Annotated in this window: 8 protein-coding genes; 4 read left to right on the top strand and 4 right to left on the bottom strand. The window is 67.9% G+C overall.

The features are described from left to right. Positions 1-12 precede the first annotated feature (12 nt). Positions 13-1023 (top strand): nitrilase-related carbon-nitrogen hydrolase, encoded by a 1011-nt coding sequence (locus AC5JJ2_RS00530; RefSeq protein WP_495856003.1) that lies wholly within the window; start codon positions 13-15, stop codon positions 1021-1023. Positions 1024-1146: 123 nt separating this feature from the next. Here AC5JJ2_RS00530 and AC5JJ2_RS00525 read toward each other — a convergent pair whose 3' ends face one another. The 3 genes from AC5JJ2_RS00525 to AC5JJ2_RS00515 all read right to left on the bottom strand — a co-directional run bounded on the left by AC5JJ2_RS00525 (position 1147) and on the right by AC5JJ2_RS00515 (position 6574). After that, complete coding sequence (locus AC5JJ2_RS00525) at positions 1147-3501, bottom strand: phosphoketolase family protein (protein ID WP_495856002.1); 2355 nt, start codon at positions 3499-3501, stop codon at positions 1147-1149. Continuing rightward, the gene (locus tag AC5JJ2_RS00520; RefSeq protein ID WP_495856001.1) at positions 3498-4586 is read right to left on the bottom strand and encodes an acetate/propionate family kinase; all 1089 of its coding nucleotides are present in this window, start codon (positions 4584-4586) and stop codon (positions 3498-3500) included. Before AC5JJ2_RS00520 ends, AC5JJ2_RS00525 begins: the two co-directional genes overlap by 4 nt. 92 nt (positions 4587-4678) lie before the next feature. Beyond that, positions 4679-6574, bottom strand: a complete 1896-nt coding sequence (locus AC5JJ2_RS00515; protein ID WP_495856000.1) for a hypothetical protein — start codon at positions 6572-6574, stop codon at positions 4679-4681. Positions 6575-6864: 290 nt separating this feature from the next. Here AC5JJ2_RS00515 and AC5JJ2_RS00510 point away from each other — a divergent pair, with 290 nt between their 5' ends. The 3 genes from AC5JJ2_RS00510 to AC5JJ2_RS00500 all read left to right on the top strand — a co-directional run bounded on the left by AC5JJ2_RS00510 (position 6865) and on the right by AC5JJ2_RS00500 (position 11435). Continuing rightward, positions 6865-9216 (top strand): heme-binding protein, encoded by a 2352-nt coding sequence (locus tag AC5JJ2_RS00510; protein WP_495855999.1) that lies wholly within the window; start codon positions 6865-6867, stop codon positions 9214-9216. A gap of 173 nt (positions 9217-9389) precedes the next feature. Then, a complete protein-coding gene (locus AC5JJ2_RS00505) occupies positions 9390-9851 on the top strand; it encodes a hypothetical protein (protein WP_495855998.1) in 462 nt (153 codons plus the stop codon). Between the two features lie 195 nt (positions 9852-10046). Further along, a complete protein-coding gene (locus tag AC5JJ2_RS00500) occupies positions 10047-11435 on the top strand; it encodes an NAD(+)/NADH kinase (protein WP_495855997.1) in 1389 nt (462 codons plus the stop codon). Between the two features lie 248 nt (positions 11436-11683). Here AC5JJ2_RS00500 and AC5JJ2_RS00495 read toward each other — a convergent pair whose 3' ends face one another. Further along, positions 11684-14449 (bottom strand): cyclic nucleotide-binding domain-containing protein, encoded by a 2766-nt coding sequence (locus AC5JJ2_RS00495; protein WP_495855996.1) that lies wholly within the window; start codon positions 14447-14449, stop codon positions 11684-11686. Positions 14450-14492: the final 43 nt, after the last annotated feature.

Here is a 14492-nt window from a genome sequence, read left to right as displayed (position 1 = left end):
TCAGGAACCGCCATGCCGTCCCCCCGTCGCTACCTCGCCGCCGCGTGCCAGCTCGACCAACCGAACCCGACCCACCGGTCGGAGATCGCGACCCGCACGTCGCACATGCTCACGATGGCCGAGCGGGCCGTCCTCGGCTACCGGCCGTTCGGCGACGTGCGGCTCATCGCCTTCCCGGAGTTCGGCCACGCCGCCCCGGTCTACCTGACGGCCGAGGAGCTACACGACAAGCTCGCCGTGCCGGTCCCGAACGAACACACCGACCGGTACCACGAGTTTTGCAAGGAACACGGCGTCTTCATCCAGACCGGCAGCTTCCTCGAGTCCAATACGCGGTTCCCCGGCCACGTGTTCAACACGACCTGCCTGATTTCGCCGGACGGCTTGCTCTACAAGTACCGGAAAGTGAACCCGTGGATTCCGTGGGAGGTCCACACCAGCCCGCACGACCTCGCGGACTTCCCGGACCCGCTGTTCCCGGTCGCGGACACGGAGATCGGGCGGATCGGCGCGGCCATCTGCTACGACTGGCTGTTCCCGGAGGTGCTGCGGGAGCTGACGCTCAACGGGGCGGAGGTGCTGGTCCGCGTGTCGGCGTACATGGACCCGTGGGGGGCGACGCCGCCGATGGACTGGTGGACGGTGGTGAACCGCTGCCGGGCGCTGGAGAACATGGCCTACGTCGTGGCCGCGAACCAGGCCGCGAGCGCCGACAACTACCCGCCGTTCTCGTGGCCGGGCGGCAGCATGATTGTCGATTTCGACGGCCGCATTCTCGCGCAAGCCGATCCGGGGCCGGGGGAAAAGATCGTCGTCGCGGGGATCGACATCGACGCGCTGAGGGCCGAGCGGGAGCGGCGGGCCGGCCACCACATGATGAGCCACCTGCGAACGGAAGCGTACCCGCAACAGCGGCGGCCGGTCTACCCGCGGGCCGGTACGCCGCCGTCTATCGAGGGAAACGACGCGGCGATCGAGCAGGGGAAGGCGGCGTTCGAGCGGTTGCGGACGAGACGTACCTGACTTCCGAAGTCCGGCTTCGACTTCGGAAGTCGAAGCGGAAGGAGAGGCGGTTGCTAACGAGGGGAAAGCGCCTGAGCGGGATCGACTTCCGAAGTCGAAGCCGGACTTCGGAAGTCAGGGCGATTACCCCCGCCACTTCCAGTCGCGGATTTCGGGCATGTCCTCGCCGGCGTCGGCGATGTACGCCTCGTGCGCCGCCCGCTTCTCGCGGAGCAACTCCGCCACCGGCCCCGCCTTCGCCGCCAGGCCGGGGACGCGGTCGATCACGTCGAGCGCCAGCTTGAACCGGTCCAGGTCGTTCATCACGACCATGTCGAACGGCGTCGTGGTCGTGCCTTCCTCCTTGTACCCGCGGACGTGTAGGTTGCCGTGCCCGCGGCGGCGGTACGTCAGCCGGTGGATGAGCCACGGGTAGCCGTGGAACGCGAAGATGATCGGCGCGGTCGTCGTGAACAGCGCGTCGAACCCGTCGTCACTCAGCCCGTGCGGGTGTTCGCTGGCCGACTGAAGTTTCATCAAATCGACCACATTCACGACGCGCACCCGCAGGTCCGGCAGGTGCTCGCGGAGGAACTCGGCGGCCGCGAGCGTCTCCAGCGTCGGCACGTCGCCGCAGCAGCCGAGGACCACGTCCGGCTTGCCGGCGTCATTGCTCGCCCACTCCCAGACGCCGAGGCCGGCGGCGCAGTGCTTCTCGGCCGCGGCCATGTCGAGCCACTGCGGGGCCGACTGCTTCCCGGCGACGATCACGTTCACGTAGTTCTTCGTCCGAAGGCAGTGGTCGGTCACGCTGAGCAGCGTGTTGGCGTCCGGCGGCAGGTAGACGCGGATGACGCTCGCCTTCTTGTTGACGACGTGGTCGAGGAAGCCGGGGTCCTGGTGGCTGAACCCGTTGTGGTCCTGCCGCCAGACGTGCGACGTGAGCAGGTAGTTCAGCGACGCGATCGGCTTCCGCCACGGGATGTGGTTGCACACCTTCAGCCACTTCGCGTGCTGGTTGAACATGCTATCGACGATGTGGATGAACGCCTCGTAGCAGTTGAAAAACCCGTGCCGGCCGGTGAGCAGGTAGCCCTCCAGCCACCCCTGGCACTGGTGCTCGCTCAGGACTTCCAGCACGCGGCCGTCCGGCGAGGTCTGCTCGGCGTTCGCCGGGACCGGATCGACGTAGCACCGCTTCGTCACCTCGAACACGTCCTGCCAACGGTTCGACGCGTTCTCGTCCGGGCTGACGACGCGGAAGTTCTTCGCGTACAGGTTCAGCTTCATCACGTCGCGGATGAACTTCCCCTGCACCCGCGTCGCCTCGACCTCGGGCGCGCCTGGTTCCGGTACGGCGACGGCGTAGTCGCGGAAGTTCGGGAGCTTCAGTTCCTTCAGCAGCAACCCGCCGTTGGCGTGCGGGTTCGCCCCCATCCGCCGGTCGCCGGTCGGCGCGAGGGCCGACAGCTCCGGCTTCAACCGCCCCTTTTCGTCGAACAGTTCGTCCGGCCGGTACGACTTCATCCACCCTTCGAGAACCTTGACGTGGTCCGGCTTGCGGGCGTCGCCCATCGGGACCTGGTGCGACCGCCACGAATCCTCGACGACCTTGCCGTCGATCTCGTGCGGGCACGTCCAGCCCTTCGGCGACCGCAGCACGATCATCGGCCACCGCGGGCGACCGTTGAACCCCTTGGTGCGGGCCTCATTCCAAATGTCGCGGATGCGCTTCACGACGGCGTCCATCGTGGCGGCCATGAGTTGGTGCATCGTCGTCGGATCGGACCCTTCGACGAAGTGCGGCTCGTACCCATACCCGACGAGCAGCGCCTTCAACTCGTCGTGCGGCATCAGGGACATCAGCGTCGGGTTCGCGATCTTGTACCCGTTGAGGTGAAGGATCGGCAGCACCGAACCGTCGCGGACCGGGTTGAGGAACTTGTTCCCGTGCCAGCCGGTCGCGAGCGGGCCGGTCTCCGCCTCCCCGTCGCCGACGACGGCCGCGCCGATCAGGTCCGGGTTGTCGAAGACGGCCCCGAACGCGTGCGACAGGGCGTACCCGAGTTCGCCCCCTTCGTGGATGGAGCCCGGCGTCTCCGGGGCGGCGTGCGACGGGATGCCGCCGGGGAAGCTGAACTGCTTGAACAGCCGCTTCATCCCGGCCGCGTCCTGCGTCACCTCGGGGTAGACCTCGGTGTACGTCCCTTCGAGGTACGTGTTCGCGACCATCCCCGGCCCGCCGTGGCCGGGGCCGCAAATGTAGAGGACGTTAAGGTCGTCCCGTTTGATGACCCGGTTGAGGTGCGCGTAGACGAAGTTCAGCCCCGGCGTCGTGCCCCAGTGGCCGAGCAGCCGCGGCTTGACGTGGTCGCGGGTCAGCGGCTCGCGGAGCAGCGGGTTGTCGAAGAGGTAGATTTGCCCGACGGACAGGTAGTTCGCCGCCCGCCAGTAGGCGTCCAGCTTCGTCAGCTCGTCGTTCGACAGCGGGCCGCTCATGGCGTCGTTCCTCCCAGCAGGGTGGCGGTGTGACGGGCGATGACCGACTCCTCGTCCGTCGCGAGGCGGTAGACTTCGACGGCGCTCGTGGAATCGTGCAACCGGTCGGCGTGCTGTTCGTTCTGGCTCTCATCGAGTTTCACGCCGAGCCAGCCGAGTTGCTCGCAGACGGAGTGCCGAACGGCGGGCGAGTTCTCGCCAATGCCCGCTGTGAAGACGAGCGCGTCGAGACCGCCTAGGACCGCCGCGGCGGACGCGATTTCCTTCGCAACGACGTGGCAGAACAACCCGACGGCTTCCGCCGCGACTGGGGTGGACGACGCGAGCAACTTGCGGATGTCGGGTGAAACTCCCGACACACCGAGCAACCCGGATTCGTGTTCGAGGACGTTCTCGACCTGCTCGACGGACAGACCCGTCTTCAACAGATGCAGCACCACGCCGGGGTCGAGGCGGCCGGGCCGGGTCGCCATCAGCAGGCCGTCGAGCGGCGTGAACCCCATCGTCGTCGTCTGACTTTTTCCTTCGCGCATCCCACAGAGGCTCGCGCCGTTGCCGAGGTGACACACGACCGTCCTGCCGCTCGCGGCCCGCTCCGAAACGCGCGGGAGTTGGCCGGCGACGAACTCGTAGGAGAGGCCGTGGAACCCGTAGCGGCGGACGCCCTGGTCGAAGAACCGCCGCGGGATGCCGAACGTCTGCTCGACCCGCGGCAGCGTGGCGTGGAACGCCGTGTCGAAGCACGCGACCTGCGGCACGCCGGGCCACGCCCGCGTTGCCGTGCGGATCAACTCGACGGCCGGCGGGTTGTGCAACGGCGCGAGGGCCGACAGCGACTCGATCTCGGCCAGCACGTCCGGCGTCACGATGACGGGCGTGGTGAACTTCGCCCCTCCGTGGACGACGCGATGGCCCACCGCATCGACCCGTCTGCCGGTCAGTTTTCGCATCAGTTCGTCGGAGCCGGAGTCGCCCTTCGCACGTTGGATCGTGTCCGAGATCACACGCTTCGCCGACTCGAACAAGGCGAACTTTACCGTGGACGACCCGGCGTTCACAACGAGGACGTTCGCGGGAGCGGTCATCGTGACACCGGCGGAGGGGGGAAACGAAAAAACCTCCGAGTCCGGGCCGAAGTCGGAGGTCATCATATCCGCCGCCGGGCGCGGTCGCCGGTTTAGTACGTCAGCACCACTTCGAGGAACGCCGAGCCGAGCGTGTTGACGCTGCCGAACTGCCGGTTGTAGAGCTGCCGGAACCCGCCGCCCGGCACGAGCGCCGAGACGCCGCCGAGGATGATGACGTTGTTGTTTAGGATCGGCCGGTACTCGACCGACGTGCTGAAGTCCGTGCCGATGTCGCGGTCGATCTTCCGCTGATAGACGAACTGCTCCAGCACCGCCGTCTTGTTGAACCAGAGGAAGTTCACGTTGTTCACGACCCGGAACCGCGGCGTGATGTCGGCGTCGAACCCGAAGTTCAACAGCTCCAGGCCGGGGTTCACGAAGTTCGTCTGCCCTTGAATCTTGCTCGATCGGAGGCCGTTGAACAGGCTGTTCCGCTGCACCAACTGCACCCCGAATAGCGGGATGTTCTGCCGGTTGTAGAAGCTGTTCTCCCCGGCGAACACGGTGTTGTCCAGGATGCTGTCGAACCCGGTCGCGCGGCCGTTGGAGATGTTGTTGTCGCCGGACGCCCACAGGCCGGACACGCGGAACCGCGCCCAGTCCCGGTCGTAGGACAGCTCCAGCGCGGCCATCTGCGCGCTGATCGACTGCGGCTTCCCGGCCAGCGAGTTGTTGCTGTCCCGGCCGACGGCCCAGTAGAACGCGTGCGACACGTTGAACCGGTCGATGTGCCCGTCCCCCGCGAACCCGAGGTACGCGACCTCGACCCGGTGCGGCTGCGCGATCCCGACCGCGTCCGGGCGGACGCGGAACCGGTTGCGGTCCAGCAGGTTGTCCGGGCCGTCGTTGTTGTAATGCACGCTCGTCTGGAACGTGTAGCCGGGGAACCCGAAGTCCTGCCGGTAGTAGTTCGCGATCAGGACGTTCTGGTCCCGGTCCTCGAACGTGTTGAGGCCGCTGTTCGTCTCCTTCTCCAGTTGCCGGAAAAACGCGAGGTTGAACTGGTCCCGGTTCCCGTTCCGCGTCCCGAACAGGCGGACGGCCCGGTTCACGTCGCTAAAGATGAACCCGCGGAAGTCCGAGCTGAACGGCTGAATCCCGGCCCGCAGCGACACGAAGTCGTACTCCGAGCTGATGTCCGCCAGCTTCACTTCGCCGAACCCTTCCTGGAGCGTCGCCCACGTCCGGCCCCGCTGCGTCCCCTTCCGCACGTCCGGGCTGACGACGGCCAACTCGTCCACGTCGATGAAGTTGACGTTGAACGCCGGCGTCACCTTCACCCGCCAGTCCATCGGCTTGAACGCCGCCGTGTCGCCGTGGAACAGGTCGAACGAGAACGTCGTCAGTTGCGAGTACAGGAACTGGTTAGGCCGGCCGAAGTTCTCGAACTGGAACGGTCGCGCGGTGCTCTCGAACGGCGTCGTCGCGGTCGGGATCTGCCGGCCCTCGAAGATGCCGACCGTGGTGGCCGTCACGTTCAGGAACGTGTGTTGCCCGATGATCGGGTAGTCACCCTTCAGCACGTTCAGGTTGTACGGGTCGATGAACCGGCCGAGGCGGAACGCGGAGTCGGCGATCGTCTTCTGCTCGTTGCCGTACCGGTCCCACCGCGGGTAGCCGATCCGCCACCGGTCCTCCAGCGGCACGAACTCGGCGTCCGCCCCGCTCCGCGGGATGACGGAACTCGGCCCGCTGAACCCGAGCGGCGGGTCGAACGGCGGGGCGACGAGCACGTCGGTCGCGCTCACCGGGACCGCCCCGGCCGGGGGCGTCGGCTCCAGCGGTCGTTGCGACGGGTCGCGGGGCTTCGTCGGGTCGTCGAGCTTGATCTGGACCGTCGGCACGTCCGGCCGCGGGGCGGGCGGGGCGGCCTGGCCGAACGCGAGGTTCGTGAACCCGAGCGCGGACGCGAGGGAAAGGAACCGGAGTCGCGCTTGTTTCGTCATCACGTTCTCCCCCGCGCCCGGCCGCGGGTTGGCCGGCCGGACACGCTGATCGCCCTTCAGTCGAACGGCGTAGCTCCCCAGGAATATCGGCGTCCGGATGCGCGAACATGAGGAAAGCACCGGTTGTTCCTGTCGGGCAAGCTGGGGGAGGTGCGGCGTTGCCCACCCCGCCCAGGGTCGCGGCCGACGGCCGCGCTTCACTCAAAGTTGGCGTTTCGACCGGATTCCCCGCGCGAGGTTGCCGATTGTTAGGGATGAATCGCGAATTCGTCCGGGCACGGGGGCGGGGCATGAACACGAGAATGAAGGCGGAGCAGCTGGAAGGCCGCGAGCAGCCGGCCGTGATCGTCAGCCAGACCGGCGGCGCGCTCCTGGTCGTCGGCGACGCCGCGGACAATCGCATCACCATCTTCCGCGACGGGACGGACCTGGTCGTCGCCGAGGCCGGCGTGGAGGTCGGCCGCGCGTCCGCCGCGACCGTCACGAGCATCGAAGTCCAGGCCGGGGCCGGCGACGACGCGGTCAAGGTCGATCAGCACATCCTCACCAACGCCGTTCTCGACGGCGGGGCCGGGAGCGACCGGCTCAGCGGCGGCGGGGCGATGAACACGCTCCTCGGCGGGGACGGGGACGACGTGCTGAAGGGCGGCCTCGGGGCGAACACGTTCGACGCCGGGGCGGGGACGAACAACCTGACGCGGGTGAAGGTCAACGACACCGTGATCGGCGCGAACCCGAACACGCACTTCGTCCGCGAGGGGACGGTCCAGTTCGGGGACAACGCGCTCGGCCTGCCGCAGGCGACGCTGACGGCCGCCGACGTGGACGCGCTGCTCCGCCGGGCCGCGGCCGCGTCGTCCACGCAGGACGCCATAATCGTCATCACCGACCGCAACGGCCGCATCCTCGGCGTCCGCGTCGAGGGGCTGGTCGATCCGGCCATCACCGGCGACCCGGCGCAGCTGGTCTTCGCCATCGACGGCGCGCTGGCGAAGGCCCGGACCGGGGCGTTCTTCGGCAACAACGCCGCCCCGCTGACCTCCCGGACCATCGAGAACATCTCGCAGAGCACGATCACCCAACGCGAAGTCGAGTCCAACCCGAACGTCACGGACCCGAACTCGACGGTTCGCGGCCCCGGCTTCGTGGCGAACACGGCCATCGGCGGCCACTTCCCGCGGGGCACGGCGTTCACCCCGCAGGTGGACCTGTTCCAGATCGAGCACACGAACCGGGACGGCACGTTCCACGTCGGCCCGGACCGGATCAAGGGCACGGCCGACGACATCCGGTTGACGCAGCGGTTCGACCTGGAAGACGCCTTCGTGCCGGACGGCCAGGACCTGTTCCCGCCGGACTCCTACGGGTTCGAGTCCGGGCTGCTGCCCGGCGCGCAGTCCCGCGGCATCGCGACGCTGCCCGGCGGCGTGCCGATCCTCAAGAACGGTCAGGTCGTCGGCGGCCTCGGCGTGTTCTTCCCCGGCCGCACCGGGTACGCGACGGAGGAGAATTCTTCGCGGTCCTCGACGTTCGACCCGACGCGGCCGGACCGCACGTTGGAGGCCGAGTACATCGCGTTCGCGGCCATCGGCGGCGTCGCCAACCTCGGCGGCGTCGCGCTGCCGGACGGGATCGCCGTCCAGCCGGTCCTCGACCTGCTCGCCCGGTTGAGGCTGAACAGCATCTACCTCGTCGGCATCAATCTCGAAATCTTCGGCGAAGGGATTCCGACGGAAGGCATCCGGAAGCTGCTCGAACTCGGCAACGCGATCGGCCAGGGCGACCCGAACAGCGGCGCGAACCAGGTCGTGGACGCGGACGCGAACGACGACGGCCTGACGAACGACCCGCTCTTCCTCCGCAACGGCCTCCGCGTGCCGGAGGGGTGGCTCGTCACCCCGCACGACGGGGACGGCATCACCGCCGCCGAGGTCGAGGACATCATCACCCGCGGCATCGCCCAGGCGGACGCGACGCGGGCGGCCATCCGGCTGCCGCTCGGCAACCGGGCGCGGATGGTGTTCGCCGTCGCGGACAAGACCGGCCGCATCCTCGGGCTGTACCGCCAGCCGGACGCGACCATCTTCTCCATCGACGTGGCCGTGGCGAAGGCCCGCAACGTCGCCTACTACGCCGACGCCGACACGCTCCAGGCGATCGACCGGATCGACGACACCCCGCTCGGCACGGCGTTCACGAACCGCAGCTTCCGCTACCTCGGCGAGCCGCGGTTCCCGATCGGCATCGACGGCACGAACCCGGCCCCGTTCTCGCAGTTGAACGACGACATCGGCATCGACCGGTTTACCGGCCTGCAGGTCGGCCCCCGCGCCCCGGCGTCGCAGTTCACGAGCGTCGTCGGCAACGACTCGTTCAACCCCGGCACGAACTTCCGCGACCCGAACAACATCACCCGGCAGAACGGGATCGTGTTCTTCCCCGGCTCCGCGCCACTGTACAAGAACGGCCGCCTCGTCGGCGGGTTCGGCGTGTCCGGCGACGGCGTCGATCAGGACGACGTGGTCACGGACGCCGGCAGCCGGAACTTCGGCGTGCCGAACGAGCTGCTCCGGGTGGACGAACTGTTCATCCGCGGCATCCGCGTCCCGTACGCGAAGAACCTGCGGAACCCGGAAGGTTGATAGTAGTAGGCACACGCCGTGTGCCGTCTGCTGTCGGTCGCAGCGACCCGGGCGCGAACTCTCTGGGGGCATGAACGAGACGGCACACGGAGTGTGCCTACTACTCTGGGGAAAAAACGTGGTCGGCCGGCCCCGCGCCGGCCGATACCGTTTGGTATCCCGGAGGATCGACCATGCGCACCCTGGCCGCGTTCGCCCTCGTCACCGCCGCGTGCGGCACTTCGGTCGCCGAAGAAAAGGAGCCGTTCGCGGCCCGGACGACGACGTTCCACATCCCCGCCCGGCACACGCCGGAGGGGACCGGCACGGTCAAGCCGTACTCGCGGCTCGCGATCGGGGGCATCACCCCCCACCAAGCCGGCGGGTACGTCGGCGGCGGGCGGCTCGTCCACGGCGACGGCCCCGGCGTGCAGGACGGCACGTTCGGTTGGGACTACGTCGGGTTCGGCCGGCGGCCGGGCCGCGTCTTCCTCGGCTACTTCCACGACGCGCCGACGCACCAGATGGCGTTCCTCCCGAAGTACAACGCGGAAGGCCGCCGGGTGACCGACGTGGTCGCGCTGATGCCGGTGAAGAAGGCGATCCGCGAGGCGAAGCACGAGAAGAAGACCGGCGGCGGCGAAGGGCACGAGTAAGCCGTTCCAAGAAGGTGGCCGTCCTGGGACCGCGGGGTCCCGCCCGCCACGGCCCCAGCCCCGTAAGACGGGTCCCCGCCACCGGGGAAGGTGGGCGGGCGGGACGCCCGCGGTCCCAGGGGGGAGAGTAAGCCTTTCCGGTCGGGGCCGATACAATGCGAGCGGACCCACATCCGCTCGCAGGTGCTCGGCCTCATGACCATACGGCTCGCGGTGTACCACGCCCCGTTCGACCCGCCGACGCTGCACCACCGCACGATTGCCGAGAAGCTCGTCGAGCAGTTCGACCGGGTCATCGTCGTGCCGTCCGGCCCGCGGCCGAAGCCGTCGGCCGTGCCGGACAGCCTGCCCGTCCACCGGGCCACGATGAGCGACCTGCACTTCCGCGGGTTGAAGAAACTGACCGTCGATCTGACCGACCTCGAACAGAACAGCCACAGTCCGCCCGCGCACCTGACCGACCGCTACCAGGCGGAAGGGGTCGAGTTCTGGCACGTCATCTCCGCGGACTGGGTCCGCGGCGGGGCGACCCGCGCGTCGATGATCCACCGCGAATGGGAGCGGGGCGAGGAGCAGTGGAAGTCCGTCGGGTTCATCGTCCTCCGCGAGCGGGGCGAGCCGATGGACGCGGCCGACTTGCCGCCGCACCACCGCGTCGTCGAGCACGACCCGTACCTGCCGAGTCAAACGGTGCGGATGATGCTCAACCAGGGCGAGGAGTCCGCGGGCGAACACCTCCGCCCGAACGTGTACGCCTACATCCGCCGCCACCGGCTCTACTCCGACGTGCCGAACAACGACCGGGCCACGTTCCGGCCGGCGCACGCGACGTTCGAGATGTTCGTGGACGAATGGAAGGAAACGTCCCGGAACATCGGCGAGTTGCTCGCCCCGTACACGAACGGCGACCCGGAGATGGTCGTCGCCGTCGGCGGCGACGGGACGATGCTGCGGGCCATCCGCAAGCACTGGCGGGAGCGGCTGCCGTTCTACGGCATCAACACCGGCGGCCTCGGGTTCCTCCTCAGCGGCCGGGACGTGACGACGTTTTGGAAGGAGGAGTTGCTGCTCTACCACCTGCCGCTGTTGCAGGTGGAGGTCGAGTTCGTGGGTGGCGGGCGGCAGGAGGCGATCGCGTTCAACGAGGCGTGGGTCGAGCGGTCCACCGGCCAGACGGCGTGGGTGAAGGTGACGATCAACGGCGAGGAGCGGATCAAGAAACTCGTCGGCGACGGCGTGCTCGTCTCCACGGCCGCCGGCTCCACGTCCTACGCCCGCGCGATGGGCGCGCCGCCGGTCCCGCTGAACACCGGCGTGCTGCTCCTCGTGGGGTCGAACGTGCTGCGGCCGACGTTCTGGCGGCCGGCCGTGATCCCGATGGACGCGGAGGTGGTGCTGGAGACGATCGACCCGAGCAAGCGGCCGCTCCAGGCGTACTGCGACGGCGAGCTGTTCCCGGAGCCGGTGAAGCGGATGCGGGTGCGGGTGAGCCGCACGGCCGCCGTCGAGTTGGCGTTCACCCGCGGCCACGACCCGTTCGCGAAGCTGGCCCAGGTGCAGTTCCCGCAGGACGAGGACATATAGCGGTGGGCTTGCCCACCGTGCGGGTTCGAGTCTTCGAGAAACCGCGTGGGCGTTCCTCCCACGGCGACGTTCCTCCCTTCGCGATCTGCTACCCGCGGGCGTGAAGGCGTTCCTCACGCGGGAACGTTGCCGCGATCTCGGACCGTTCCCCGCGGGAGGCAGCGTGGTGCGGGCCTCGAAGACTCGGCCCGCACGGTGGGCAAGCCCACCGCTATATGACGTTGCAAGCCCACCGCTATATGTCGAAGTCACCGGATCGTCTGCTTCGTCACCCGTTGGTACAGGTCCGGGCCGGTCATGCGGAACGCCGCCTCGTGCGGGCACGCGGCCACGCAGAACGGGTCGGCCCCCTCCGGCACGAGGTCGTGGCACTTGTCGCAGTTCACGGCCGTGTCCGCGATGCTGATCTTCGCGTCCACTTCCTTCTTGTCCGGGATCTGGATCGCCCCGTAGGGGCAGTTCCGCTCGCACTGGCCGCACCGGATGCAGTGGTCGTCGATCTTGATGTGCAGCTCCGTCCCGGACCGGTGGATCGCGTCCACCGGGCAGCCGTCCATGCAGTACGGCTTGTAGCACGACCGGCACGACGCCGCGACCAGGAACCGGCCGAACCGCATCCCCTCCCGCAACAGGCGGCTGTACCCGTCGCCGTGCGAGTCGGCGCAGGCCCGCGTACACTCGTCGCACCGGGTGCAGCTGTGCAGGTCCAGCACGAGCAGGTTGCGGCCCTGGTAGAGGCCCTGGTTCAGGTAGTCCGACAGGTAGTTGTTGACGACCGGCTTCGCCACCAGCGTGTTCGCCATCCGCTTCTTCCGGACCTGCTCGAACTTCTCCCGGATCGGCGGGAAGCGTTTAATCATCTCCTGGAACAACTTCTTCGGGATACGGACCAACTCGACCGTGTCGAGCGCCGTGATCGTCGCCGTGCGGCGGCCGTCCTCCATGAGGGCGACCTCACCGAAGTACTCGTTCTCCGTCTGCTTGCCGACGATGACCTCGCGGTCCTCGACCTTGATCGACACCTTCGTCGTGCCGTACCGGATGATGTAGAAGTCCTGCGCCCGTTCCCCCTCGATGACGATCTTCTCGTCCCGCTGGCAGCGGCGGAGCGTCGCCCGCAGCAGGTTCGCGTCCGGGTCCGGTAACGGGTAAACGATCCGCCGGCCCTCGTCGTCCTTCTCCTTGCGGCCGGCCGTGTCCGGCAGCTTTTTCGACTCGTCGCGGATGCCCTCGGTGAGCAGCTTCACCACGTCCGCCTTGTCCTTGCCGGACAGCCCCTCAAACAGCGTCGGCTCGTCCGGGTTGTTGCTCTTCTGGTCCAGGCAGGAGAACAGCGCGTTCCGCGTGTAGATGAGGCCGAGTACGTCCCGCGCGGACTCGGCCCGCTGGGCCATGTCCAGCAGGTTCCGCGTGACCTCGTACACCTCCGCCTCCGGCGACGTGACGCGGATCGTCGCGACCCGCGGCTGGTTCGACAGCGGCGCGAGTTCGCCGATGATCGTGTGCTTCTCCTCGATCGTGAACGGGCTTTGCACGCCGGGGCCGGGCGGGGTGCGGGAACCTTTCTTCACCGCCTCGGCCCGCTTCCAGATGCCGAACTTCCCGGACTTGATGAAGAACGCCGTGTTCGCGTAGTGCCCCTCGGTGCAAATCTCGTCGCCTTCCTTCAACTTCCGATACCGCACCGCCCCCTCGTTCCACCGCAGGTACGACAGCGGCACGTCCCGGAACGGCTGGAACTCGTCCGGCTTCGGCGAGTCCTTCGGGATGTACTGGAAGATGAGCGACTGCATCTCCTCGGCGGACAGGAATCCGGTTGCGGACTTGCCGGTCGTGGTAGAAGTGAACACGGCCCGCGCGTTGATCGGCGTCTTCGGGTTCTCCAACTCGTCGAGCAGTGGGTCGGTCTCCGCGTCCACACCGACGAGGCCGAGGTCTTCCCGCAGGGCGATCGGGACGATCCGGCGGTTCAGTTGCAACGCACCGGTCGGGCACGAGTTCATGCACTCCCCGCACTGCACGCAGTTCGAGTCGTTCATGTTCTCGTCGAGGTCGAAGCTGATCCGCGTCAGGTAGCCCTTCCCGGTGTGGCCGATGACCTTGAACGGCCGCACGTCGTTACACGACCGGACGCACCGGTCGCAGACGATGCACCGGTCGTGGTCCACGGCGACCGTCCGGGACGAGTACGGGAACTTCGGGTTGATCCCGGACTCCGGCATTTCGGACAGGCTGACGTACTTGTCCGACACGACCGGTAGGGGGATCGTCGGCCGGGACTTCGGGTGTCGCTCGGCGTTGCGGCTCCGCCGCTCGCCGTCGAGGCGGATCGGCAGGCCGGGCCGCGGGTTCTCGATGTTCAGGTGTTCCGCGACGGACCGGAGTTCGTTCGTGAAAATCTTCCGCCGCGAGTCGTCCGGCTTGTAGTGGTCGCCGACGAGGTACTCGGTAAGGACGGAGATGGACTGAAGCACCTCGGCGGTAAAGTCGCGGCCCGTCTTTTCGGAGTTCGGTGGGTTCGGGCCGCACCGGGTGGTGACGACCATGCCGGGCTGAATCTCGAACTGGCAGGCCGGGACGAGCTTGTCGTTCGGCATGAGTTTGCCGCCCGCGCCCCGCTTCTTGCGGATGACGTGGACGGAGCACATCCGGCAGACGGCGACCGGGTGCAGGTGCTCGCGGTGGCACAGCACCGGGATGCGGCGCTCGAGTTCGTCCTGCGTCCACGCCTCCCGGCGGACCAACTCGGTGGCGGCGTCGTAGATCGTCGTCTTGCGGAGCTTCGGTAGCCCGTCGAGGTCGAACTGCGGCACGCCCTGGGCGTCCTTCACGACGGTCGCCAGCGGCATGTCCTTGACGACGAACCCGTCGATGACGATGTCGATCTTTTCGCTGAGGTCCTTTTGCGTGGCCTGGACGCGGCGGATGAGGTTGCCGTCCTCGTCGCGGGCGAACGACGTTTCCGCGTCCCGGCCGCCGCCGAACGCGTCCCAAAGGTCGAGTGAGATCGCCATGAATCGAACTCCAATAGTAGTAGGCACACTCCGTGTGCCGTTT

The sequence above is a fragment of the Limnoglobus sp. genome (assembly GCF_059499385.1).
This window is presented reverse-complemented; position numbering and strand designations above follow the sequence as displayed.

Excerpts from the sequence above, each read along its gene's own strand:
- AC5JJ2_RS00530 (WP_495856003.1), top strand. The coding sequence starts at position 13 with ATGCCGTCCCCCCGTCGCTACCTCGCCGCCGCGTGCCAGCTCGACCAA.
- AC5JJ2_RS00525 (WP_495856002.1), bottom strand. The coding sequence starts at position 3,501 with ATGAGCGGCCCGCTGTCGAACGACGAGCTGACGAAGCTGGACGCCTAC.
- AC5JJ2_RS00520 (WP_495856001.1), bottom strand. The coding sequence starts at position 4,586 with ATGACCGCTCCCGCGAACGTCCTCGTTGTGAACGCCGGGTCGTCCACG.
- AC5JJ2_RS00515 (WP_495856000.1), bottom strand. The coding sequence starts at position 6,574 with ATGACGAAACAAGCGCGACTCCGGTTCCTTTCCCTCGCGTCCGCGCTC.
- AC5JJ2_RS00510 (WP_495855999.1), top strand. The coding sequence starts at position 6,865 with ATGAACACGAGAATGAAGGCGGAGCAGCTGGAAGGCCGCGAGCAGCCG.
- AC5JJ2_RS00505 (WP_495855998.1), top strand. The coding sequence starts at position 9,390 with ATGCGCACCCTGGCCGCGTTCGCCCTCGTCACCGCCGCGTGCGGCACT.
- AC5JJ2_RS00500 (WP_495855997.1), top strand. The coding sequence starts at position 10,047 with ATGACCATACGGCTCGCGGTGTACCACGCCCCGTTCGACCCGCCGACG.
- AC5JJ2_RS00495 (WP_495855996.1), bottom strand. The coding sequence starts at position 14,449 with ATGGCGATCTCACTCGACCTTTGGGACGCGTTCGGCGGCGGCCGGGAC.